This window comes from Vibrio sp. 05-20-BW147, from assembly GCF_013369385.1.
GTDB lineage: Bacteria > Pseudomonadota > Gammaproteobacteria > Enterobacterales > Vibrionaceae > Vibrio > Vibrio floridensis.
In genome coordinates this window covers 42510-67651 of record NZ_SZTO01000019.1, presented here as the reverse complement: position 1 = coordinate 67651, position 25142 = coordinate 42510, and the positions used below count along the sequence as shown (strand labels likewise).

The window sequence follows — 25142 nt, the reverse complement described above, 5'->3', positions numbered from 1 at the left end:
AAATTGCTAGCACACTGTTATGAAATGTGAGGGATTTGGTTTCCAATTTGCTTGGTTGTGAATGGATTAAAAAACCTAATTTGTGTTATTAATTAATATAATATGTTAATTGTGATGGTTATCAAAAAATAATATTTCAATAGTGGCTTATTTAATCGTTTGGCGCGGGGGTTGACCCTGATCAGTATGTAACCCATCTTCTACGTTCAAGATCCTATGCGTTCAGTTCCACAACCATAGGTGAATTTATGACAACTCCTGTTCAAACAGAACGCAAGGTAACGATTGGGAGCTACATTGCTCTCGCGTTTGCCGTTGTGTTCTTCTCGGGCCTACTGCAATCGAATCAGTGGTATGGCGTTTTTGACTTTACGACGCTAAACGGTGCGTTCGGTAAAGTGGCGTACGGCGTGAACGAAACGGCCGATGGCGTACAAGCCATGACCACCTCTTTCCGTGGTACGGGCGGTAGCGGTGCGCGTGATGGCTTCATCTTCGCATTGACCTTAATTCCAACGGTGATGTTCGCTTTGGGTATGATCAACGTGCTTGAGCACTACGGCGCATTGGATGCAGCACGCAAATTGCTAACGCCACTACTACGCCCACTGATGAACATCCCAGGTAACACGGGTCTTGCATTGATCGCCTCGCTGCAAAGTACCGATGCGGGTGCGGCGATGACGCGTCAATTGAAAGACGAAGGCCACCTGACCAAGCGCGAAACGGACGTGTTCACTATGTTCCAGTTCACTGCTGGTGCCACCATCGTTAACTTCTTCTCTTCTGGCGCGGTGCTCTTTACCCTCACGATGGCGGACGGTTCACCAGCGGTAACGTCATCTATCGGCCTCGCGGTTGCTGTGATGTTCGTCTTCAAAATCGTCGGCGCGAACTTGTTCCGCATCTACCTAAACCTAACGGAAGGTAAAGAAGACAAACAAGACAACGCGGATCAAGACAAACCACAAACGCTAAAAGAAGAGGCAGCAAAATGAGTGAAGTAAAAGCAAAGAAGCCGATTGTGACCGACATTTTTGTTGAAGGCGCGAAAAAAGGCTGGGTTATTGCCACCACCTCGACCGTTCCTAACGTTCTGATGGCGTTTGTGATCATCAAAGCGCTGCAAATCACAGGCACACTTGATTTGATGGGCAGCGTATTTTCACCCGTGATGGCGGTGTTTGGTTTGCCGGGTGAAGCAGCAGCGGTATTGATCGGTGCGTGGATGTCGATGGGTGGTGCAGTGGGTGTGGTGATCAGCTTGTTTGACCAAGGCATCCTTAACGGCACTCACATCGCGATTTTGGCGCCAGCGATCTACCTAATGGGCTCACAAGTTCAGTACGTTGGCCGTATCTTGGGTCCTATCGGCACCGAAGGCCGCTACATTCCAGTGATGATCGCAATTTCAGTATTGAACGCCTTTGGCGCCATGCTGGTGATGAACCTGTTTGTCTAGGAGTAAGATATGCAATTTTCTCTCGAGCATTATCTGGAAGAACTAAAGCCGCTGATCAACGTTGATTGCGGTACCTACACGCTAGAAGGCATCGAATATATTGCCAGCCAGTTTGAGCAAAAGTTTCAAGCGATGAACGGCTGGCAGATCAAGCGTGTCGATTGCGGTAAAGCGGGTGTCGGTCTTGAAATTCGCAACCAACCAGATGCTGCGCACATCGATGTGATGATGATTGGTCACATGGATACCGTGTTCCCGGTCGGTACGGCAGCGGCACGCCCGATGTCGCTAGACGCTGAGAAAGCGTACGGCCCAGGCGTGTCGGACATGAAATCTGGCTTGCTCAACATCGTATACGCGATGCGCAATTTGGACCAAGCAGTGCTGGACAAGCTTTCTATTTGCATCTGCATGAATCCAGACGAAGAAACAGGCTCTGGCGATTCGGTTGAATGGATTCAATCGGTCGCCAAACTGGCCAAAAACGTGCTGGTGGCCGAAGCCGCTCGCGCCGATGGTGGCTTAGTGAAAGCGCGTAAAGGCATGGCGGGTTACAAGATCAACTTCAAAGGCATTGCGGCGCACGCGGGTAACGATCCAGAAAAAGGTCGCAGCGCGATCACTGAAATGGCACAGTGGATCATGGCAATCAATGCGATGACCAACTTTGAATCAGGTACCACCTTAAACGTGGGTGTGGTGTCTGGTGGTGCGGGTGCCAACATTGTGCCGGAACACGCGCAAGCGGTGGTGGACGTGCGTTTCTGGAACAACGCAGAATACGATGACGTAGACACCAAGCTCAATGCCATGGCACAAACGCCATTTGTGGACGGCGTAAGCGTGACCATCGAGCGTGAGGCGTACAAACCGTCTATGGTGCCAAGCGAGCAGACCGAAGGCCTGATGCAATTAGTGGAAAGCGCAGCGCAAGAGCTGTCGATTGATCTGAACTGGCACGCGGTGGGCGGTGGCTCTGATGCGAACAACACGGCGATTTTGGGTGTGCCTACTCTTGATGGTTTGGGCCCAATCGGCGCGGGTTTCCACAGTGATCAAGAGTACCTTGTGCTGGCCTCGATTGAACCGCGCATTCGCATGCTGATGCGTGTGCTTGAAAAGCTTGCAGCCTAAATCTTTGACCGCTTAGTAAGGCGTTAAATCCAAACCCCGTGGTATCCCATGACCACGGGGTTTTTATTTGGCTGTGATTTTGTGCCACAGATTTCAACATTGATACTGTTTATTTCCCATCGCCTCTCCTACGCTTTTCTCATCGTGTCGACAAAGGAAGTACTCACTATGAAAGCATTATTGATTTCTCTGGTTATTGGGCTGGCAACTTCACCACTGGCGTTGGCTGAAAAACCGAACTGGGCGGGGGAAGGCAAACCCAGCAAAGAAGCGGTGGAGCAACATGCCGAAGAAATGATGCAAAAACACTGTGACAAGAAAGACAAAGAGTGTTTGAAAAAACTGGAAAAAGAACAGAAAAAAGCCGCCAAAGAAAAAGGCAAAAAAGAAGAACAAAAAGCGATGAAGGAGATGAATAAGCAGGAGAAAGAAGCGCGTAAACAAGCGCTCAAAGAGAAAAAGCAAGCGTTAAAAGATCAGCGCGAAAAGCTTGAAATGGAAGAAGAGAATATCGAAAAAGAGCTAAAAGAGTTGGAGAAAAGCGAAGAGTAAACGTGAGTTGTTCTGCTCCAACGACGCATTCTGTGAAAACCACCTGCTTGAACTATGGGTCACGACTGGTGGTTTTTTGAATCATTGAGAAAGGTTGTGTGCATTGGCCTGGCCTTTTGCGCACTACCATACCTCTGCTTACTCTTTCCTTATGACAGGCTAAGACTTGACATATGTTTTTTCATATATATGATTTTCCGCATATTTTCGATTGAGTGTTTGCTATGTCTAATCCCCTTTTTCTCTATAAAGCACTTTCGGAAGAAACTCGTCTTAAATCTCTGCTTTTAATGCAAAAGCTTGGGGAGTTGTGTGTTTGTGATTTGATGGAAGCCCTGAATTTAAGTCAGCCGAAAGTCTCTCGCCATCTGGCTGAGCTACGTAAGCAGGAGCTGGTGTTGGATGAACGCCGCGGTAAATGGGTCTACTACCAAATCCATCCTCAGCTTGCTCCTTGGATGAAGCAAGTGCTGCAAACCACGTTGGAAAACAATCTTGCGTTTATTGAATCAGAGCTAGAAAGCATCCTTGGCAAGTCTTGCCGCAGCGATGTGAGTCATTGCGCCCAATAAGCGCATCCAGAACAAATTTGAAAGAGGTTGATATGAACCAGACCGTCAGTTGTGAAGAGAGCAGTGCTTATCACAAGATGAGCTTTCTTGATCGATACCTAACGTTATGGATTTTTCTCGCCATGGCGGTTGGGGTCGGCATTGGTGTGCTGTTCCCTCAAGTCGCGCAGTGGAATGAAGCGCTTTCGGTGGGCTCGACCAATATTCCGTTGGCTATTGGGTTGATTTTAATGATGTATCCGCCACTGGCTAAGGTCAACTATAGCCTACTGGGTGAAGTGACTCGCGATAAACGCGCCATCACCTTGTCGCTGGTGATGAACTGGATCGTCGGGCCAATTTTGATGTTCGCTTTGGCGATCATTTTCCTGCGTGATCAACCGGGGTATATGGTCGGGCTTATTTTAATTGGCTTGGCGCGCTGCATTGCAATGGTGCTGGTTTGGAATGACATCAGCGGCGGCAATAAAGAGTACGGTGCCACGTTGGTGGCGTTAAACAGCGCTTTTCAAATTTTTACCTACAGCTTTATGGCGTGGTTGTTTATCACGGTGCTTCCGCCCTATTTTGGCTTGGAAAGCGTGGTGGTCGATGTGACGATTCTCGACATCGCACAAAGCGTTTTGATCTACCTTGGTATCCCATTCTTAGCGGGCTTTTTAAGCCGAAAATGGCTGGTCGCCGCCAAAGGTGAGCAGTGGTATAACGAGGTGTTTATCCCACGTGTTTCGCCCATCACATTAGTTGCGCTGCTCGCCACCATTGTGCTGATGTTCAGCCTTAAAGGTGACATGATCATCGAGTTGCCGATGGATGTGTTCCAAATCGCTATCCCGCTGGTGATTTACTTTATGGTGATGTTTTTTGCCAGCTTTTACATCGGCAAGCGCTTAGGGCTGCCTTACGATCAAAATGCCTCTATCGCTTTTACCTCATCAGGCAATAATTTCGAGCTTGCGATCGCCGTTTCCATTGCGGTGTTTGGACTCAATTCAGACCAAGCGTTTGCTGGCGTGATCGGGCCTCTGGTCGAGGTGCCTGTGTTGATTGCGTTGGTCAATGTCGCGCTAAGAATGAAGCGCAAATACGATGTTTAGTCTTCCGCTCTTAACTCTTTGAAGAGTCCATCATAGAGATCCTCTGTTGCCATTGCTGATGAACGCGTTTGAGTCTTGTAAGTGTGTTCATCGGGCTCAGAGGATTGATAAACCTCGTTAACAATCGCCAATAAAAGTGCACGGTATCCCCTTTCTTTCTTGGGATCAGATGAAGGTGCACGTGGGGAATATGTTGGCCTGAATATTGGCCGTTGTTGATGATTACGTTGTAATCACAAACACCATCATAGACATGTGACATTTGCTGCCCAATATCACGCGCAAATTGAAAGAGAGTCGCATATTCACTGTTAGACAGTTGCTCTAAATGAGACGCGTGACTTGGGCTAAGAATCAGAATATGTCCTTCTGCAATCGGGTATTTATCGAGTACCGCCTTGAAGCCATCTCGCTCTGCGATAAGAAAATGTGTCAGTTTGTTTTGTTGAATCTGACAGATGATGCAAGTTTGCTCTGTTGCCACAGTCTTTTCCTTGGTGATCTCTTTTTCATCCCGCCTTCATTATTCATTCATTTTATTTCTTAAGCCAATCTTAAGTTTCGCTCGATATGATTCGCCTTGTTGAAGCCACTCCTAACTTTTAAAGGAAAGCGGCACCAATTTTCACTTTCAATTGGTTATGTTATGCAGCGAATTTTAAAAAATACCCATTTCTCGTATGTTGGCATCACATTGATGTTGGCGAGCTACTTTGCGTTTTTGGTTAACATCCCGATCTACGCCACGTTGCATTCGATCTTAAGTAGCTTAGATAGCGTTAAGATTGGCTTTGTCATTTCGATCCCGCTGTTCTTTCTTGCGGCGTTTAATTTGCTGTTTAATCTGTTCAGTTGGCCTTGGTTCACTAAGCCCTTTTTTGCTGTGTTGCTGCTGCTTTCTGCCGCGGCGAGCTATGCGGGTTTTAACTACGGCACCTTGTTTGATTCCGATATGATCGCCAACATTCTTGAGACGGACTCTGCCGAGGCGAGTGCGTACCTCAGTGCCTATTCTGTGCTGTGGATTGGTTTAATGGGGGTGTTACCTGCTGTGCTACTGGCGGTGACACCGATTCGCTCAAGCGGCTCTTGGCTGCGATTTATTGGCCGCAAGCTTGTCTCGATGGTGATTTCTCTGGCGGTGATTGTCGCAATTGCCGGGCTTTACTACCAAGATTACGCGTCCGTTGGGCGTAACAACCCTTATCTTCGTCAAGAGATCATTCCCACTCAATTGGTGTACAGCATCGGTAAGTATGTTCACCGCACGTACTTTTATCAGCCCATGGCATACCAAGTCTTGGGTGAGGATGCGCAGCAGTCGTCACAAGCGTTACAACAAGCGACAACAAAGCCGACGCTGATGGTGTTCATCCTTGGCGAAACCGCGCGCTCAAACAACTTTGAGTTAAACGGTTACCCCAGAGCAACCAACGCTTACACCAAAGATCTTGATGTGATCTCATTTAGCCAAGTTTCTTCGTGTGGAACCGCCACAGCGGTATCGGTGCCTTGCATGTTTTCTGCAATGAAACACGCGAACTATTCGAAGAGCGTGGCGGACAATCAAGATAACGTTATCGACATTCTGAAACGCGCCAACGTTGACCAATTGTGGCTTGAAAATGACGGCGGTGACAAAGGCGTAGCGCACAACATCCAAAAAACGGTGGTGGATCGCGACGCAAAAAATGCCTTCTGCGATGGCAATACCTGTTACGACATGGCGATGTTGGAAGACTTCTCACAACGAGTTGACGGCATGCAAGGAAACCGAGTGGTGTTTTTGCATGGCATGGGCAGCCATGGGCCGACCTATTTCCGACGTTACCCGGAGCAACAGGCCGCGTTTCAACCTGATTGCCCTCGAGCTGACATCGAAAACTGCAGCGTCGAGCAGATCGTTAACAGTTACGACAACACCATCTTGTATACCGACTACGTGATTGCGCAGACCATTGAACAGTTAAAAGCGCTGCAAAATCAGTTTAACACCGCGCTGATTTATGTCTCTGACCACGGCGAATCATTGGGCGAAGATGGGCTCTTTTTGCACGGCATGCCGTATGCGCTCGCGCCAGAAAACCAAACCAAAGTACCGATGCTTTTTTGGGCATCCAACGGTTTTGCCAAAGAAAAAGGGTTAGACAGAAAATGCTTAGCCAATGAAGCAACACACGGTGCGTTTTCTCACGATAACCTGTTCCACTCTATGCTTGGCATCATGGACGTGAAAACTCAGGTTTATCAAAGTGATCTGGATATTTTTGCCCAGTGCCGCAGTTAACCAGTACTCAGTTAATGTCGTTACTGAGTAAAGTAGCGACTGAGTCGTTCACGAAGCCATTGGTTGGCAGGGCTGTTGATCTCTCGGTTATGGATGAGAAGCCGATAGGTGATGGGAATGGCTGTCATCGGAGAGTGGAGCACTTGCAACCCCAGTGTCTCGGCAAATTGCTCCGCCAATGAGCGGGTGACCATGGCAATGCAATCGCTGGTGGCAACGAGTGACATCTGCGCCACCATCGAATCGCATTCGGCCGCAACCCGTCTAACGTTGAGAAACTCTTCGGTAAAGTAATCGGCGAGGTAGACGTTTTCTCGACGCATTTTTAAGGTGATGTGCTTCTCTTGGTAATACTCATCTCGGCTAATCGCCCCTTGAATACGCGGGTGCCCACGCCGTGCAATCAAGCAAATTTCATCATTCATCAGCTTTTCTGAATAGAAAGAAGGAGCTGAATGGTGCACAAAATCAATCGCGAGATCCGCTTGCTGTTGGTTCAAACGCGTAAACTGCTCGTCCACATCGTAAGGCATGTGTTGGAGCTCGATGTCGATTTTGCCCAGTGTCGAATCGCCTTCAATCTTAGGCAGCAGAGTTAGCATCAAAGGCTCTGGCGCATAAATGACAAACTTGCGGTAGGTGTCGGTGCGGAAGGCTTCTAGGCTTTCCAAAGCATTGTGAATTTGGCTGAGCGCCGGTTCGACTTGTCTTGCCAACTCATGTGCATGGTGTGTGGGGGCAATTCCACGGCCATCCCGAGTAAACAGGGTGACGCCAAGTTGCTCTTGTAGACGTTTTAAAATGCCACTGACGCCGGGCTGGGTTAACCCCATGGCGTCAGCCGCCAAGGTGATCGAACGGTGGCGATACACGGTGACAAATACTTTCAATAAGTTGAAGTCGATCGGGTTATCCATGGCCTTAATACATCGCAGTTTGTTATGTTTTGAGCTAAGTTTTATGGAACTTTAGCGATGAGTCAATCAAGGTTTTGGCTCAACCGTGAGAGGAGGCAGAAAATGATCTCTGCTCGTTTCACGGCAATCATTCAAAAATTCAGCAACGATGAGCACAATAATGGGGAGTTCACATGGATGAGGTGATTCAATCCGCAATCCAATTGAGAAAAGCTGGGCAATACGATCAAAGCCGAGCGCAATTAACCACCTTGCTTCAAGACGCGCACTACAAAGCGCTAGCGCATCTCCATATTGCTTGGAGCTATGATAATCAAGGTTTGGAATCACAAGCGGTACCTCACTATTTGGCGGCAATACAAGGTAACTTGACGGGGGATGACCGCTTTGAAGCCCTGTTTGGTTTGGCCAGTACATTGAGAAGCTTAGGGGACTATCAAGATGCACTGAACTGGTTTGAGAAAACGCTGCAAGAGTTTCCTGAGCGAAGAGAAGTGATGCCGTTCTACGCAATGTGCCTTTATAACTTAGGCAAGCATCATCAATCGACCGCGTTGCTACTCAATCTGCTGGTGGAGACGACCCAATCTCAAGCCATTCTGGGTTATCAAAGAGCCATTGCTTTGTATGCGGAAGATTTGGATCGCGTTTGGCCCAAGGGCTAACGCGCATTATGCTGTTAGGAGGGATTCTTTGATAAGGTGAAGTGTTGAAGTATCGCGAATCGTGATGTTTTAAATAAACATTCATGCATGTATCTCTATGTGTTGTTTTTCTAAAGTATGCCCATAACAACGCACTAAGAGAGATAACGTTATGAATATCCGCTTTGTACCCTCAACCCTTACCCTTGCTTTGATGGTTTCTTTTGGCGCATCGGCGGACTACGCCAGCTTAGAAAACTATCAAGGTAAGCCAGCAACGGCCCACACAAAACAAGCCAACGCTGAACTGGCAAAACAGTTGCCTTGGCATGATACCTCGGCGTTTGAGCGCACTCAGCGTGGGCTTATTGCCGAATTCGGCAGCCATCAAGCCGGTGAACTCAAGCAGCGTTTTCACTATATGGCAGAAATGAACGTAGAGCAGTTGCCAGAGACGGTGAATCCGTCGATTTGGCGTCAAGGCATGCTCAACTACGTTGCCGGCGGCTTGTATGAAGTGACGGATGGAGTTTATCAAATCCGTGGTGCTGATCTCTCGAATATGACCATTTACCGCACCAACAATGGCTACGTGATTCACGATCCACTATTGTCACGCGAAGCGGCGGCAGCGGCGTGGGAATTTGCCAAACAGCATCTTCCTAAAGTGAAGGGTGGCCACAAAATCACCGGTATGATCTACTCGCATATGCACGTTGACCATTTTGGAGGCTCTCGCGGCATTCTCGACTCGGGTGACTTTGCTAAAGGTGCACCGATCTACGCACCGAAAGATTTCATTAAAGAGCTGGCGGATGAAAACATCATCGCGGGTACGGCCATGAGTCGTCGTGCCAACTATCAATACGGCACCACTCTCGATAACAATACCAAAGGCATCGTGGATAATGCGCTTGGCTTAGGCACCTCTCGTGGTGAAATCACGTTGGTGGCGCCAACACAAGAAATCCAACCTCGCGAAAAAGAGCTGACCATTGATGGGCTCAAGTTCCACGCGATCAACATGCCGGGCGCAGAAGCCCCAGCAGAAATCGTGCTTTATGTTCCTAAGTATCGCTCTCTCAATACCGCTGAGCTGACTTACGATGGCATGCATAACATCTACACTTTCCGTGGTGCGAAAGTACGCGATTCCTTGGCGTGGACCAAATACCTCACCGAGCTGAAACTGCGTTTTGTCGACAGCGGCTTGGTGGACAACATTCACGCCGCGCACTCAGCGCCAGTGTGGAATGATCCGAACACTGAGGTGAATGAGATTTCACAATACATGACCCTGCAGCGCGATAACTATGGCTTCATTCATAACCAGTCGATGCGCTTAGCAAATCATGGTGTGACCATTCACGATGTGGGTCGTGAGATTGAGAAAATTGTGCCTCAAACGCAAAAAGAAACCTGGCACACCAATGGGTACCATGGCTCCTACAGCCATAACGCTCGAGCTGTGGTGAACTTGTATCTTGGCTATCACGATATGAACCCGGTGAACACGAACCCACTGGCGACTCAGGATAAATCGTGCGTTTACGTCGAAGCCGCTGGCGCACAAACGCTATACAAAGCGGGGCAAACACACTTCGCCAAAGGGGAATATCAGCAAGCATCGCAGCTGTTTAACGACTTGGTTCAGTGTGACCCGAACAATATCCAATACCGTTTTGCGTTAGCCGACAGCTTTGAACAGCAAGGCTACCAGTCGGAAACCATGGCGTGGCGCAACTCGTATCTGCAAGGCGCGGTTGAGTTGAGAACCGGAGAAATTCGTCCATCGATCAAAGCGGCATCGGCCGATGTGATTGCCAACACCCCAACGGGTATGTTCCTTGATTTCTTAGCGGTGAAATTAAACGCGACGAAAGCAGAGCAAGCGGGTCTGGATTTCCGCTTTGGTATATCACATCCAGAGCTGAAAGAGCATTACTACGGTGAAGTGTCCAACGCGAACATGGCCAATATTCAAGTGGATAAGTTACCGAATACCGATGTGACTCTCAGCATCAGTAAGAGCGACTTAACGCAAATTGTACTAGGTAAAACAACGTTAGATAAGCTAGTGAAAGAAGGAAAGGCAAACCTGAAAGGGGATGCCCAACTGATAAAAGCATTGTCGGAATGTTTAGATGAGTTTGATGGCTTGTTTGAGATTCTTCCAATGCCGAATAAAAAAGCATAGAAAGTGCTAACCCCTAATCCCTCAACTTCGGTTGAGGGATTTTTTTTGCTTCTAATTCAGTTGGATACACCCATTAAGTAGGGTGGCATCGTCACGGTTTTAAAAATTCAGTCCGAGCTTATCAACAATGGAAGTGTCCAGTGGCCGCTTCGTGGTGACCAAATGGTTATGACTCTTTGGGTGAAATGTGGTGCTTTCGTTGTTTTGATTTTAAAAAACATAGGTTTAAATAGAGGTTCTTTCTTGTTTGATACTGCTGCATAAATTAAATTAGTATCAGTAAGCGCAGTGGCATAGGGAAATGACAATGAAACCGGTACTTTATATCGAAATTGATGGCGTAGTTTGGAAAATCATGCCGGACGGTCAGTGGGTTGCCGTACAAGCCGATGAGGTGGTTGACCCAACGGTGAAGTACGTTAAAGAAACACCGCTACCTATCAATGATAGTGATGCCGTTAACATTGACGATCCCATTGACGCAGAGCCAGTGTACCAACGCCCTACAACGCCAAACGATGCGCCATCTTCGGAGCAGGACCTCTCTTCAGAAAGCGCGAGCTTATTCGGTTTCATTCGCCCTGAACTGCGTGAGGTGTTGGCTCAATCCGGTTATGACACGCTTCCGACAGATTATGAAAACACGCCCGAGCGTGAAAGCCCAGATGCGCAATTTTATCTCTTGGATGACGACGCCACGATCACGGTGACGATTGCCGATGGTGGCGATGGTTACGAAAATGCGCTGGAAGTGCCGAGCATTGCGATTTTCGGTACCGCGACAGACGTTGAGGATGGCCGCCTCGTTCAGTTGGTTTTGTCTGATGCTTCCGGTCAACAGCAAGTATTTACCGCCACGGTTTTTCAAGGTGAGTACCGCGTTGAAGGCATTGACGCCAGTGGGTTTGATGAAGGCACCTTGACCGTCACCGCAACCATTACCGATGAACTCGACAACTTTATTCAAGCCTCTGATACCACAATCAAAGATACCTTAGCGGAGATCACCACCGAGTTTGATGGCAGAGGCGATGAGTTCTTTAACCGTTTTGAAATCTCTTCCTCGGGCCTGACAGGCACTGTTAGCCATGTTGAAGATGGGCAGCGCATCGATATCGAAGTGATCGATAGCTTGGGCCAAACCTTACGTTTTACCACTACGGTCAATGGTGGAACCTGGTCGATCACTGAAGATTTAAGCAGCCTTGCGGAAGGCCCACTGACCATTCATGCTCAAACCATCGACATGGCAGGCAATCCTGCCAGTGCGAGCGATACCATCGTCAAAGATACGCAAGCTTCCATTACGGTAAGCATTGACTCTGGCGATGATGAGTTGGTGAGCGATGCTGAGAGTGGCAACGTCCGTGTCTACGGCGAGGTGGCCAATGTTGAAGATGGACAAGCGATTCGAGTTGTCCTAGTAGACTCGGCAGGCCATGCCCAGTGGTTTATTACCTCAGTGTCGGGCAATCAATGGTCGATCGATAATATCGATGTTTCTCAGTTTGCCGATGGTGATTTTCGTGTATTGGCGGTGACGAAAGATGTTGCGGGTAACCCCGCTATTGCGACCGATAGCGCAGGGCTAGATACCACTTTTCCTACCATCGATATTGATACCTTAACCGGTCTGCAGATCATCGATTTTAAATCCGGGGCAGACACGGCCTTGCAAGGCACCACCACGGGCGCAGAAGCTGGGCAGCCGGTTTTAGTCACCATCACCGATGGGGTGAATACGGTTGAAGCGCTCACCCAAGTTGATGCGGCTGGCAATTGGTCGTTCGACAGTATTGATCTTTCGACGTTGGATGCCAATTTGGAATGGCAATTGAACGCAACGGTGACGGATCTCGCTGGCAACCGCGCAAGCGACGATATGCCTAGCCTGATTGTGCCTGATGTGGTCAGCGTCAATGAAGATATTGCCGTTGTTCTTGGCAGCAGTGACGCGCTTTCGCCAATCAATATCGATAATGCCGATTTCACCTTCATCGACGAGCAAAGCAGCTTGTCTTCGCTGACCTCGCTTGGTCAATCCATTTCTGTGGTCATCTCTGCCGATGGTCTCTCTCTTTCGGCGGTGCGAGCCGATGGTCAAGTGGTGTTGTCGGCCAGCATTGTCAATAATCAAGAAGTCAAAATTCAACTCTTTTTGCCAGTCGATCACGGAGACACCCAACGCTTACTGACGGAGCTGATGATTCAAGGCACGCAAACCGACAGTGATGGTACAACCGAAACGGTGGTTGCGCCGGTGGCGGTGGTGATTGGCGATGCGATCGTTTTTCCTCCACTGGTTGATAGCGCGGCGATCACCGTCACCATCGATGACGGTGGCGATGGTTACGAGAATGCGCAAGAAGTCCCCGCCGTTGTCATTCATGGCACCACCACCGATGTGGAAAATCTCCGATTAGTGACGATCACGGTGACCGATGTGGATGGCAATACGCTGACATTCACCACTCGAGTAGAAAACAACCGTTACCAAATCTCACCAGTTGACTTGACGGGCTTAGCCGAAGGGCCGTTGAGCGTCGAGGCTCATATCGACGATGTCTATGGCAAGACCATTCAAGCCACCGATAGCACCATCAAGGATACCTTGGCAGACATCACCGCGGAGTTTGAAGGCAATGGCGATGAGTTTCTCAATCAGTTTGAAGTGAGCAAAACCGTACTGACAGGTCGAGTCACCGAGGTAGAAGATGGTCAGCGCATTGATATCGAGGTGATCGATGCTCTAGGGAACACCTTAACGTTCTCGACGCTTGTGGCGGGCAATACGTGGACAATCGAAGCCGATCTTTCATCGCTGGTGGATGGTGAATTGACGCTCAATACGCAGACCATCGACGTTGCCGGTAATGTGACCACCGCGAGTGACACCATTGTCAAAGATACGCAAGCGGCGATTACCATCGTCATCGACAGTGGCGAGGATGAGGCACTGAATCCGACCGAACTGAGTGCTGTGACGCTTTCTGGCGTCGTCAGCCATGTTAAAGATGGTCAAGCGGTGCAAGTGGTGGTGACGGATGCCTCTGGGACGAAGTTAGTGTTCACTACCGTTGTCGTCTCGGGTGCGTGGTCACTCAAAGATTTCGACCTTTCCTCTCTTACTGATGGCGAAATCCGTGCCACCGCAAGTACCATCGATGTGGCGGGTAACCCTGCCACAGCAGAAGATACAGCGATCGTGGATACCACCGCGCCCACGATTGACATTGATACCTTAACTGGCCTTGAGATTGTTCAATTTAAGCAAGGCACAGAAACTGCACTGCAAGGCAGTACCACTGGGGCAGAATCCGGACAGCCAGTCGTGGTGACCATCAGCGACGGCACTCAGACCATTTCGGTGACAACAACCGTGGATGCGGCTGGCTTGTGGTCGTTTTCGTCCATCGATGTCGGTGCGCTGGATGCAGCGAAAAGTTGGAGCTTAACCGCCACGGTGACCGATGCCGCAGGCAATAGCGCCACTGATGAGACGCCAACGCTGGATATTCCAGATACCGTCGCGTTGTGGGAAGACTTAGCCGTGATTCTCGACAGCAGCGAGGCGCTGTCGGAGATCAATATTGAAAATGCCCAGTTTACTTTCCATGACACGCAGTCGGATCTCGCCGCACTTACCTCCCTTGGTCAATCCGTGTCAGTGGTGATTTCAACCGATGGCCTATCCTTAAGCCTTGTGCGTGGCGATGGGGCAACGGTATTGACCGCTGCGATTGAAACCAATAGCCAAGTTAAGTTGTCCCTCTTTTTGCCGGTTGATCATGGCGAAGCACAACGCTTGCTGACGCAAATTTTGTTGGAAGGTACCCAAACGGATGCCGATGGCACCACGGAAACGGTGATTGCACCGTTACCGATTGTGATTGAGGACGCGATAGTCTTCCCTCCGTTGGTGGACAGCGCGTCGTTGACGGTCACTATCGATGATGGTGGTGATGGCTACGAAAATGCTCTCGAAGTACCAGGCACACGGATTCACGGCAACACAGTGGATGTTCAGGATCTGCGTTTAGTCACCATAACCGTGACCGATTCGCTAGGTGCGACACTCACTTTCACCACCCGAGTGGAGAACAACCAATATCAGTTTTTCCCTGTCGATTTGAGCTCGCTTGCCGAAGGGCCGCTCACGGTCGAGGCAGAAATTCATGACGCCTATGGTAAAGTCATCACCGCCAACGACACCACCATCAAAGACACATTGGCTGAAATTGATGTTGCCTTTGATGGTCAAGGGGATGCATTTTTAAATCAGTTTGAAGTGGCCACCACCACGATCAATGGCCACGTGGCCAACGTGGAAGATGGACAAACCATTAACATTGAAATCATAGATGGACAAGGCGGACGACTGACGTTTACCACGGTGGTATCGGGCGACCAATGGTCTCTGGATGTTGATTTAAGCACGTTAAGTGATGGTGAGCTGACGGTACATGCTCAAACCATTGATATCGCGGGCAACCCTACCACCTCACACAACACCATAGTGAAAGATACTCAAGCGTCCATTACGGTTGAGATTGACAGTGGTGATGACGACTTATTGAATCCAGTAGAGTTGACTTCGGTAAAAGTCAGCGGTTTGGTCAGTCATATCGAGGATGGCCAAAGCGTGAATGTGGTGCTGTTGGACTCGGCAGGCAACACCATGACGGTGCAAACCACGATTGTGGGTGGCGCATGGGCGCTCGATAATCTTGATCTTTCAGGCTTTGTGGATGGCGAGATCTCTGCCACCGTCTCGACCGTCGATGTGGCAGGCAACCCTGCAACGGCAACGGATAGCGCGACGGTAGATACCACGGCTCCAACCATTGATATTGATACGCTCGATGGTCTCAACATTCTGCAGTTTAAATTAGGGACCAACACCGCGTTGCAAGGAACCACAACGGGGGCAGAAGCTGGCCAACCAGTGGTGGTCACCATCAGCGATGGCACTCAAAGTATTCGTGTTACCACGAACGTGGACGCCGCGGGGAACTGGCAATTTGCAACCATTGATGTAAGCGCCTTGAACAACCGCGCGACATGGACACTCACCGCCACGGTGACCGATGCCGCAGGAAACAGTGCGATGGATGACATGCCCACGCTCACCTTTCCTGATGTGGTGACCGTGTATGAAGATTTGACGGTGGCGATTGGCAGCAGTGGCGCAACATCCGATATCAATGTGGAACAAGCGCAATTCCGTTTCCATGAGGTACAAACGGATCTAGAAAGTCTGACTTCGTTTGGTCAAAGCATTACGACCACGCTTTCAGCCGATGGGCTGACCTTAACCGCCACCCGTGCCGATGGTGAAATTTTACTGAAGGCGCATATTGCCTCCAATGCGCAAGTTCAGTTGCAACTCTTCCTGCCGGTGGACCACGGCGATGCACAGCGCCTACTCACGGACCTGATGATTGCGGGAACGCAAACCGATGCCGATGGCACCACTGAAACGGTGCTAACGCCACTGCCCATCGTGATTGAAGATGCGATTGTCTTTCCTCCGCTGGTTGATAGTGCAGAGATCACCGTGGTGATTGACGATGGCGGCGATGGCTACGAAAACCAGTTTGAAGTCCCCGCTGTGCGTATTCACGGTAACACAGTGGATGTTGAGGATTTACGTCTCGTCACCATTACCGTTACGGACGTGGATGGAAAGGTGCTGACCTTTACCACCCGCGTTTCCGATAACGCCTATCAAGTGAGTCCGGTTGATCTCAGCTCATTGGCGGAAGGGCCACTGACGGTGGAAGCGGAAATTCACGACGTATATGGCCATTCTGTGTCGGCCAGTGATTCCACCATCAAAGACACCTTGGCGGAGATCAGCACTGATTTCCAAGGCAATGGCGATGAGTTCTTCAATAAAGCCGAAATCACCACCAGTGGTATCACTGGGACAGTGAGCAATGTGGAAGATGGTCAGCGCATTGATATTGAAGTGGTGGATCATCTCGGTAATCGCTTAACCTTCACAACGACCGTGAGTGGCAACAGTTGGTCAATTAACGAAGATCTCTCTGCTCTTGCTGAAGGTGAGATCACCGTGCATACGCAGACGATCGACGTCGCAGGCAATCCCACCACGGACACCGATACCATTGTCAAAGACACGCGCGCACTGATCAGCGTGAATGTCGCCTCAGGCAGTGATGCGCTGCTCAACGCAACTGAAGTGACCGCCACCGATCTGTTTGGTCGCGTCTTTTTTGTCGAAGAGGGACAAACGGTTTCCGTTACGGTGACGGATCAAGCGGGCAAAGTGCTGACGTTTAGCACCACGGTGGTAAACGGACGCTGGGAAGTTGCCGACGCGGATCTCTCTAGCCTTGCTGACGGGCCGATTGTGGTGACAGCATCGGTCAGTGATGTGGCGGGCAACGTGGCGACGGCCAGTGATTCGGTGCATGTGATTGATACTATGCCACCACAAATTGACATCGATACACTCGATGGCTTGAGCGTGGTGGATTTTCGCTCTGGCAGCTTAACAACCCTTCAAGGCACGACCACCGCGGAAGAAAATCAAACCGTCACGGTGACGATCACCGATGGGGTGAACACGCTGACTTACACCACCTTAGTCAGCGCCAGCGGCTCATGGCAGGTTGAAGGCGTGGATATTGCGACTTTAGATCAAAACCGTGAGTGGCAAATTCAAGCTGACGTAACAGATTTGGCTGGTAACCCAGCGAACGACGGCATGCCAACGGTGATCTACCCAGACGGCGCCGTGTTTGTTGAGGCGCTCGTCGGCATTCTAGGTGAGCAAAATGCGACGGTTGATCTCAATATCCAATTTGGTGAATTTACGTTCCACAGCGATCAAAGTGCGTTTGCTTCTTTGACTTCGCAAGGCTTGGCATTAACCGTGGCCATTTCGCCCGACGGTCAAACATTGACGGCCACTCGCACGGATGGCCAGCAGGTGTTGACGGCCGAGATAGTGGGTGAGCAAGTGAAGATCAGCCTGAAAAAGCCGATCGATGAAATTCGCGACTTGGATGCAACGCACACCTCGTTGTTGATTCAAGCGACACAAACGGATGCCGATGGCACCAGTGAAACCGTCGTTGCCCCCGTTTCCATTGTCGTGCTCGACTCTCAACCGATTTCGTTTGATGACCATTACCTAGCAACGGAAGGGCACAATGAGTTTGGTAACCTGCTTGCCAACGATTTTGACCTTGATGCGCCACTGCTGGTGAAAAGCATTTTGATTAACGGTGAAACGCATGTGGTTTCGCAAAGCACACCACTGAGCTTAACGCTGCCAGAGGGCATCCTTACTATCTATTCCGATGGTCGTTGGACCATGGCCGTCAGCCGAGATCTCGACCATAACCAAAGCCAGCAAGTGACGTTTTCCTACATCGCAGGGGATAAAAGCTACGATTACGACTCCGCCAATGTGGTGATCGATATTCGTGATGGGGAAGCAGGGCGCATTGAATCGAGCAATCAAACGGTGACCGAATCTCTAATCACGGCGGATGCGCAGGTGGTGAACAGCACCATTCATGTGACGGGCGGTTCGGATAATCCTGATCCGGACTCGCTGCGTTTTGATGAATCAGCGCTGCTGGATTTTGATGCATTGAACCTGACCAGTGGGGAAAGTTTACTCGAGTTGAGCTACCAACTGAGCAGCGATGGGAAAACCATTACCGCCAGTTCGACGGGCGGTGAGGTGATTTTTTCCCTTGCCATCAGCGGTGCGGTGCTCAGCGGCAGCGACGTACAAGCCACCCTAACACTGACGTTGAATCGTCCGATCAATCAAGCGAATGGTGACGATGTGACTCGTTTACCGGTCACCATCACAGGCACCGACAGCGATGGTACCGCGTTGATTTCCGGTGATTTTGTATGGCACATCAACGATGGCGCTAACCCTACGCTCGCCAATGGTGATGGGGTGTTTCTTAATGAAGAAGGGCTGCTAACCCAATCCAGTCTTGTCGACAACGGTACGGTGAACGTCACCGTGGGCAGTGATCCGATCGCTGAGCTGTATTTCGATTTGGCTGGTCAGCCAACCTTAACCAGTGGTGGTGAGGAGATCGCGTATACCATCTCGCCAAACGGCAATGTATTGCAAGCGTATGTGGGCGATATCAGCAATGTGATTTTCCAAGTGGTGATTGAAGAGCCGAGTTCAGAAAATGATTCTGTGATCAACTATCAGTTCACCTTGTATCAAGCGCTCGACCAACACGATGCAGATGAAATCGACACGATTCCGCTGGTGATCAGCGTGAGGGATACGGATGGTGATGTTCAACGCTTGCCTCTTGACATTGAAATCCAAGACGGCCATCAAGGTGAATTGAGCTCAGGCACGCTGGTGATTACCGAGCTGCCTAAAGATGATTTAACCCCGTCGGGTATCACCGCTGAAGCGAGTGTGAATCTGGTGGTCACCGCCGATACCGACCCCATTGTGGCGGTGACATTAGCCGTGGCCAATGGTCAAGCAGTGATTGATGGCAATGGCGTACCACTGACGCACAATGGTGAAGCGATTGTCTGGCGAGTCAACGGTGATGGTAGCTACGATGCGGTTCTAGCCGATGGTACACGAGTGCTGACCGTGACGTTGCCTGATGATGTGAATGTTGAGGCGGATACCGCGAGCAACGTTGAGCTTTCTGTTCATCTCTATTTACCTGTCGATCACCATAAACCGGAGGCAGACAACCAGCTTTCTCTCTATCTGCCAGTCACCGCAACGGATTCTGATGGCACGTTTGTCACCAGTGACAGCACCTTGATTATCTACGATGGCGAAACGCCAGTGCTGACGGTGGCAGGCAGCGTGACTGTCGATGAACATGGCATTGTCGGTGACGGGACCGAGAATGGGATAGAAAGCGTTAAACACGTTTTGAGCATCGATGGCGGCAGCGATGACGTTGCCGACATTCAAATTGATGTCGCGGCGTTTAATGCACACGGGTTCACCAGCGGTGGCTTAGCCATCACACTGCACGCGCAAAACAGCAACGGCTGGTTTATTGCCAAAAACAGTGCAGGGGAAGTGGTGTTTAAAATCCGTCCCAACAACAATGGTAAGGTCGATTTTTCATTACAAGGGGCGCTTGATCACCCTGATGGTAACGGCACCAACTTACTCGATTTGCCTTTTGAAATGTGGGTCATCGATGCCGATGGCGACATCTCCTCCACCGAAACGTTAACCGTGACGGTGACCGATGATGTGCCCATTGCACAAAACACCAGTGTCGAGCTGGTGGAAGGAGACAGTTACACCACCAACTTGCTGCCTGAATCAGTGATGGGTGCTGATGGCGCTGAAATCAGCAGCGTTACGTATCGCGGTACAACCTATCCGCTCTCGGCGGATGGCACGCCAGTGACCATTCAGCTCGTTAACCCGAATGTACCAAGCGAGGTGTACGGCACATTAGTCGTGCATCAAGATGGCACATTTGAGTTAACCACTAACCCAAGTGTGACCACGGTTCCTGCGATTTCGGACACGGTAAGTTATGTCGTTATTGATGGGGACGGCGACCAAGTGACCAGCACAGCAACGCTGGTCTTGGATGATACGGCGGGAATCTTGCGCGTTGAAGATCTCGAGATGCGGGAAGATGAGCAAGGGACACTTTCCATCGTCGTTGCACTGGGCGATCGCGATCAAGGAGAAGTGGTGGACTCAATAGAGATTGATGCCAACTCTCTGCAAGGAGGCACCTTATATCTCGATGGCGTCGCGCTCAATGCGGTGGGTGGCAAAGTCATTCTTTCGGGTAGTCAGTTGTTGATGATTGGCAACCAAGTGACGGTGGCAGGCGCACTGACCTATCAACCTGCAACCCATTTAGCCAGCAATACCGCTACGATCGTTTTGGCGGTCAGCGCAATCATCGCCAGTACCACAGGCAGTGAAACCTTGGCGGACACCATTAATGTCAATGTGTTCCCCGTTGCGGATGTACCGACATGGCAAGCTGATTCACAATATGACTACACCCTTGTTGAAGACAGTTCAGAGCCATCAACGTTGACGTTGAACGCCGATCTTGTCGACAGCGACAGTTCCGAGAGCCTCAGCTATCAGATCTCCGGCATTCCAGCGGGAATTACCGTTTGGCTCGATGGCAGCCAAGTCAACGAAACCACCGCCTATAGCGAAGAAGAATTGAATCGCATGACGATTCGATCCGATACCAATATTTCTGGACAGTTCACCTTTACGGTCACCGCCATAGCAACGGAAGCGGGTAGTAGCTTCGTCAGTCCAAGCGATCAAACCGCAGTTGCTTCTCAGCAAGTGACCATTAATGTCCGACCGGATGCTGATACGCCGTCGCTATCCGTGAAAAACATTGCCGGCTTAGAAGATCAGCCGTTGAACCTCCACGATGCCATTAAAGGACATCTTAACGATACGGATGGTTCTGAAACGCTCTACTACAAGCTTGAAGTGGCAGAGGGTTGGAGCGTCGAAGGGGGCACTTCCTCAAGGCTCGAAGATGGGACGTATTGGTTCTCGGATGCTGAGCTGGTGGCTGGTCACATCTATCTGGTGCCGAAAGAAGATATCAGTTCAGTGACCGAAACGTTGAGCGTCAAAGTCACCGCAGTTGCGGTGGAGTCCAATGTTGATGGATTAGTGCCTGTAAACCCAAGCGCCAACAGTGTGACAGAGACCATCACCATTCGTCTCACTGGCGTGGTTGATGAACCGTTGGCGGTCGATGGTGGAGAGGGCCACTGGCGTTATGACGCAGAAACAAAAGTGATCAGTAATCAGGTCGATTTCATCGAAGATCAATTGATCCCGCTTGATTTTGTCTTGGTGACCTCAGATGACGATGGCTCCGAAGTGATCAACATTTTGATCACGGGCATTCCTGATGGCGTGATGCTCGTGGATGCTGCTGGGCAGCCGGTGAGTTTGCCGATCTCGGGTGAAGACCCACTCACAGGGATCATTTATCAAGTGACTAATAGCGATTTGGCCAACTTGTATCTCAAAGTACCAGAGGATTACAGTGGTCAATTGCAACACTCGCTTAAAGTGATCTCCACTGAGCCAGATGGTGACTCGGGCGAGTTTCCTATGACGGTAAATATTGAAATCAAGCCGCAAGTGGATGAAAACTCAGGCTCAACGCTCAGCTCCTTGGGTGTGGAAGACAACGCCGTTCCTCTTACTTTATGGCCTTCGCTGGGAGCCGATAACGATGGCAGCGAAGAGGTGATTGGCTACGTGATTCAGGCGCCAGAGCAGGGCATTACGCTCTATTTTGACGGTAACTATCTTGAAATACCGGCAGGTGGTTATGACGTCTCGAGTTTGCTGGATTCTCTTTCCCCCGATCTGGAATCGTTGTTAACCAGTGGCCGTTTAACCGCCAAAGGACCGATGGATTTCAGTGGTACGCTCGATATTCCAGTGACTTATTTGGTGCAAGATACCTCTGGTACAGGCGCCATTGACCAGAAATATGTTGATGCGACCATCGCAGTGAATTTTGATGCTCGCGTTGAACTCGACACACGTTTAGAAGGCAATCCAAGAGTATTGGCTAACACCGAAGGTGGACCCGTCGATCTCACTTACGCGGTGCGTTTTGTTGATATGGATGTGGATGGCTCAGAGTATCTTGATTATATCGTTATCAAAGTCCCGGCAGGCTTAACCTTGATTGTCGAGCACCCGAATGGGGCCACTCAAGACGGCGCAGGAAACTGGGTGATCCCAGCGCATGGCCTAACCAGTGATAGCGTGCGAGAGATGGCGGCGCTGATCCTCAAGGATGCGACGATTTCGTCGACACAAAATACTGAGATTATTAATCTGGTGATTTCAGCACGTGTGATTGATGGGGAGGATGCCCGCTTTATCGACGCGCCGATCCGAGTGCAATTTACCGGCCATGATGATGGTGGCGGCAGCTGTGATCCGGTGGGGCCTCCTGGCGATCTGACTCCGGGTGATGACGCGCTGCAGTTTAACGAAGGAGAAGACCTCGATTTGTCTGGTCTGCTCGATGGCAATATTGGCAGTGATCCAAATAACGAACTCTCATTCTTTATTAGTGCCGATAAACTGCCAGACGGCGTGATGATTGAAGGAGAAGGGGTCACCATTGAGTATGACAGCGCCGGTAACATCGTCGGCTTTGTTATTCCGCCTGAAGCAATGGCGAGTTTAAAAATCACCGGTTTGGATGAAGACTTTGCGGGTTGCCTTTCTCTCGAAGTGGAAATCAAAGAAACCTCTGGCTGCAATGGTGACAGCGTCACTACAACGCAAACCATTGATATCGAAATTCTGCCAGTGGTTGACGACTTAGTGGTTTCCTCGATCACGTCGATGGATGAAGATGTGGTCACTCAGTTAGACCTCAGTGTTGTACTGGGAGACAGCGTTGAGGCGGGACAAACCATCAGTGGTGAGGGTAACAGTGCAACGGGTAAAGAGACCATCAATAGCCTGATGATCAAAGTGCCAAGTGGCGTCACGTTAGTGGAAACTCCAGCGGACACTGGCTTGCTCACCGACAACGGTGATGGAACGTACACCATTAACGACGCGACGCGACTGACCGATATCAGCCTTGTCCCTCCGGCGCATTACAGTGGTGATATTACCTTGGAAGTGCACGCGAACATTACCGATGCTGCGGATTGCGTCACGCAAACCGACACGCAAGACAAGGTATCGATCGTCACTATTCACATTGAACCGATAACGGATGCAGCCAACATCGTGGCCAACAATGTTCAAGGTGATGAAGATAGCTATATCGCCCTGTCTGGATTGGATGTCAGTTTGATAGACCAAGATGGTTCAGAGACCTTATCGGCGATGATCAAGGGCGTGCCTGATGGTGCTGTGCTGGTTTACAAAGTGGGCGAGAGCTATGAACTGCTGCCAAATAATGGCCATGATGGCGGCACGTTTGCTGGCAAGCCAACCAGTGAATGGCAGCTAGATCCAAGCCGACTGGGTGAACTCTATCTTCTGCCTCCGCTCGATTTCAGTGGCGATATTTTGCTGACTATTGATGCCATTACGCAAGAAATCGGCACCACCGATATTGTCCACACTTCTGGCACGATGACAGTGGGCGTGCTGCCGGTGGGTGATGATGTACAGTTCTTTGGATTGGATAGCCAATACACAGGCACGGAAGGAGAAGCGCTCTCTATCCCTGTGACCATCAGCAGCAATGAAACCAATAGCGATGAGTTTATTGTGCTGACCTTGCATGCTGAATTGACCTCCGATCCTTCCGCGTTGAAGGGGCTGGATAAGATCATCGCCGATGGTCATGAAGCGTCATTCACTCAGCTCGGTGATGGTAGTTGGGTGGCGAGAGTGATTGTGCGAGCCAGTGAGGTCGGCAATATCGAACTCTACTCAGGCAATGCCTTTGGCACACTCAACTTGACCATGACCGCGCAAACCTTCGACAAGAACATTGTGTTGGGTTCTCTGGCGACAGATTTGGGTGAGGTGCAAACACAAACTATTGTTGTTGAATTAGCTCCGGTACCCGATGAGCCCATTTTGACGCTGGATTACGTCACCATCGTGGCGGAAGCGAGTGGTGCCATTCCACTCAATCTTGATATGAGCATGGTTAACCCAGCCGATGGAGAAAAAGGGTATCTGACCATTTCGGGATTACCCGATGGTTTGGTCCTGTCGGCTGGCAGCAAAGAGTCGGGCGAATGGCTCGTTCCGGTTAACGATGTGGCCAACCTCAGTATTGTCTCCGGTTACACCGGCGCCGAGAGTTTCACCCTCACACTGACGCCAAGTGCGCAGTTGGGTGGTCAGACGGCGACAGGAATTAGCCAAGAGTTGGATGTGCAGTTACTGGCAACCGGGGACAGCAGCTTAACTGCCACCAGTGGCGATGATCTGTTTGTTTTCAACTCAGACAGTTTAGGGGCGGTGGGGGATGCGACGATCGATACCATCGCAGGGTTCGATATGTCTGCCAACAGCGACACCATTGATCTCAGTGCGATTTTGTCTGGTCTGGGTGTGAGTGACGGCGCGAGCGCCGATCAGTTTGTCGACTTGGTGCAAACCGGTGCGGATCTGCATATCAACATCAAGACTGATGGTGTGAATGCGGTGCAAACCATCGTGCTGAGTGACCTCAATCTTGAGGATTACTACGGCGTAGGGTTGACCGAAGCGCAGGTGCTTCAGCAAATGATCGATGATCAAAATCTGATTGTTCAGTAGTTGGGAGT

General features: G+C 50.1%; 12 protein-coding genes. 10 read left to right on the top strand and 2 right to left on the bottom strand.

Translation table 11 applies throughout. The annotated features are described in order from the left end of the window. The first annotated feature begins 248 nt into the window (after positions 1-248). The 6 genes from FC652_RS16560 to arsB all read left to right on the top strand — a co-directional run bounded on the left by FC652_RS16560 (position 249) and on the right by arsB (position 4817). A complete protein-coding gene (locus tag FC652_RS16560; protein ID WP_011081811.1) occupies positions 249-998 on the top strand; it encodes a nucleoside recognition domain-containing protein in 750 nt (249 codons plus the stop codon). Continuing rightward, positions 995-1462 (top strand): YjiG family protein, encoded by a 468-nt coding sequence (locus FC652_RS16555; RefSeq protein ID WP_011081810.1) that lies wholly within the window; start codon positions 995-997, stop codon positions 1460-1462. The genes FC652_RS16560 and FC652_RS16555 overlap by 4 nt, the downstream gene beginning before the upstream one ends. Before the next feature lie 9 nt (positions 1463-1471). Further along, positions 1472-2596, top strand: a complete 1125-nt coding sequence (locus FC652_RS16550) for a M20 family metallopeptidase (protein WP_103193278.1) — start codon at positions 1472-1474, stop codon at positions 2594-2596. A gap of 168 nt (positions 2597-2764) precedes the next feature. Then, positions 2765-3148 (top strand): hypothetical protein, encoded by a 384-nt coding sequence (locus tag FC652_RS16545; protein ID WP_176299465.1) that lies wholly within the window; start codon positions 2765-2767, stop codon positions 3146-3148. Between the two features lie 224 nt (positions 3149-3372). Beyond that, positions 3373-3720 carry a metalloregulator ArsR/SmtB family transcription factor gene (locus FC652_RS16540; protein ID WP_103193285.1) on the top strand — a complete coding sequence of 116 codons (348 nt, stop codon included), beginning with the start codon at positions 3373-3375 and terminating at the stop codon, positions 3718-3720. A gap of 32 nt (positions 3721-3752) precedes the next feature. Then, complete coding sequence (gene arsB / locus FC652_RS16535; protein ID WP_072599813.1) at positions 3753-4817, top strand: ACR3 family arsenite efflux transporter; 1065 nt, start codon at positions 3753-3755, stop codon at positions 4815-4817. A 10-nt stretch (positions 4818-4827) separates the two neighbouring features. Here arsB and FC652_RS16530 read toward each other — a convergent pair whose 3' ends face one another. Continuing rightward, positions 4828-5301, bottom strand: a complete 474-nt coding sequence (locus tag FC652_RS16530; RefSeq protein ID WP_103193287.1) for an HIT family protein — start codon at positions 5299-5301, stop codon at positions 4828-4830. A 162-nt stretch (positions 5302-5463) separates the two neighbouring features. Between FC652_RS16530 and FC652_RS16525 the strand changes: the two genes are divergently transcribed. Further along, positions 5464-7104, top strand: coding sequence for a phosphoethanolamine transferase (locus FC652_RS16525; protein WP_176299464.1), 1641 nt, complete (start codon positions 5464-5466; stop codon positions 7102-7104). 20 nt (positions 7105-7124) lie between these two features. Here the strand turns inward: FC652_RS16525 and FC652_RS16520 are convergent, their stop codons facing one another. Next, the gene (locus FC652_RS16520) at positions 7125-8021 is read right to left on the bottom strand and encodes a LysR family transcriptional regulator (protein ID WP_011081800.1); all 897 of its coding nucleotides are present in this window, start codon (positions 8019-8021) and stop codon (positions 7125-7127) included. Between the two features lie 173 nt (positions 8022-8194). On the opposite strand from FC652_RS16520, the gene FC652_RS16515 reads away from it, so the two are divergent. The 3 genes from FC652_RS16515 to FC652_RS16505 all read left to right on the top strand — a co-directional run bounded on the left by FC652_RS16515 (position 8195) and on the right by FC652_RS16505 (position 25134). After that, complete coding sequence (locus FC652_RS16515) at positions 8195-8686, top strand: tetratricopeptide repeat protein (RefSeq protein WP_011081799.1); 492 nt, start codon at positions 8195-8197, stop codon at positions 8684-8686. 151 nt (positions 8687-8837) lie between these two features. After that, a complete protein-coding gene (locus FC652_RS16510) occupies positions 8838-10862 on the top strand; it encodes an alkyl/aryl-sulfatase (RefSeq protein ID WP_176299463.1) in 2025 nt (674 codons plus the stop codon). Positions 10863-11169: 307 nt separating this feature from the next. Beyond that, positions 11170-25134, top strand: coding sequence for a type I secretion C-terminal target domain-containing protein (locus FC652_RS16505; protein WP_176299462.1), 13965 nt, complete (start codon positions 11170-11172; stop codon positions 25132-25134). Positions 25135-25142 lie beyond the last annotated feature (8 nt).